General features: G+C 65.9%; 2 protein-coding genes. One reads left to right on the forward strand and one right to left on the reverse strand.

Annotated elements, in window-relative coordinates; genetic code table 11:
* Window positions 1-370 precede the first annotated feature (370 nt).
* The gene (locus ACIBI9_RS67880) at window positions 371-625 is read right to left on the reverse strand and encodes a hypothetical protein (protein ID WP_397239691.1); all 255 of its coding nucleotides are present in this window, start codon (window positions 623-625) and stop codon (window positions 371-373) included.
* A gap of 625 nt (window positions 626-1,250) precedes the next feature.
* Here ACIBI9_RS67880 and ACIBI9_RS67885 point away from each other — a divergent pair.
* Window positions 1,251-1,373: a hypothetical protein gene (locus ACIBI9_RS67885; RefSeq protein WP_397239693.1), complete on the forward strand. Its 123-nt coding sequence runs from the start codon at window positions 1,251-1,253 to the stop codon at window positions 1,371-1,373.
* Window positions 1,374-1,465 lie beyond the last annotated feature (92 nt).

Consider the following 1,465-nt stretch of genomic DNA (forward strand, 5'->3'; position numbering starts at 1 on the left):
GGTCGCGTTTGCCATCTGCCGGCCGGGGTGCCCTCAACCGCCCGGCTTCATCGAGCCTGTGCGTGTCCCATCAGACGAGAACGCTTTGGCCCTGGCTCGTCAACGAACTGACAGAGGAAGGCTCGGAGCCCTGGAGTTTCGAGGGATTGCGGAGTCATCCCACCTGGCAGCGCTTGAGAATCCTCGCCTGCCATGCTCTGGCACTCATGCACCCAACCCCATGGGACGACGAGTCGGGCTTCCTGTCGCTGGACCATTAGCGGGTCATCAAGAGGGCGAGGAACCGAGCGATCAACCTCAGGCCAGTGCGTCTTCGGACCAAGCTTCCAATCCGACGGTCGCAGGTTCGGATCCCGTAGAGCGCGCTTCGCTATCTGCGGAAAACCCACGTTGCGTTCGCGTGCTGCGGCGGCATGGGGCATATATGGGCAAAACTCAGCCACGCGCTGAGCTCCCGCCCGAGCGCGGACGTGGTGCTCAGCACCAGCCGGCTCGTCTCCTTGGCGGCTTCGTGAGCCACCGAGACGTAAGTGTCGGCGGTGAGCACGATGATGGCGTATCCCAGCATCGCCTGCACCGCCACCTTCACGTCCGTGCGCGCTGCCAGCACCGTGCCGCAGATCATGCAGGCGTGGCGAGGCAGCCCGGGGGGCCGCCACCAGCCGGAGGAACCGGTCGGTGAGATAGCTCAGCCGCAGTGGCTCACCCTCCGTGGCGGTGAACACGTACTCCGAGCCCCGCCAGTGTGCTTCGCCGTCGCACGCAACTGCTCCTAGCGCTCCCGACGCCGAATCGGCACCCACAGTCTTCGTGTCCAAAGCCGCCGCCCCTGGCAGCTCGCGGCACTCTTCGGTGGCCCCACGACGACCTGGCGGCCCGTCGGCACACACCCGCTGCGGCGCCACCGTCAGCTTCGCGGCGTACAGGTCGACGCTCGTCCAGCGCAGTCCGGCCAGCTCGCCTCGCCGCAGACCCGTAGTGCGGCCGGCCATCGCAGGCGGTCCTGCGCCACGCCGACCAGGAATTCCGTGAACTGTGACGGCACCGGCGGTCAGCGCCCCGATCGGCAACGTGGCCAGGCCGGGCGACGACGTGCTCCGTGTGTCCCGGCTTCGGGACAGGCTTCGTTCGCCGAACGGCTATGAGGGCGAGGTGACGCAATTCTAGAGCGAGTGCTCTATTATTCTGATGGTGATGTCCCGTCCTCCGGGTTCATTCTCTCTATCGTTTGAGGCAAGGAGTCGACTCCCGTGCAGCTTCGAGTTGTGGCCATGGCCATGGCCGCCATGACGGCGGTCTTACTGACGGGCGCTCCCGCGCACGCGCAGGCCAATGCGTATGACCACCAGGACCCGGCCAAGTCGGGCTGCTGAACCGCGCCGGGTCTGTTGGAGACCGGGTTATCTGGCTGGGGCGAGAGTAACTGAGTTGATCTCTGCGCGGTAGAGGGCTTCGTATTCGAAGG

This window comes from Nonomuraea sp. NPDC050451, from assembly GCF_044458585.1.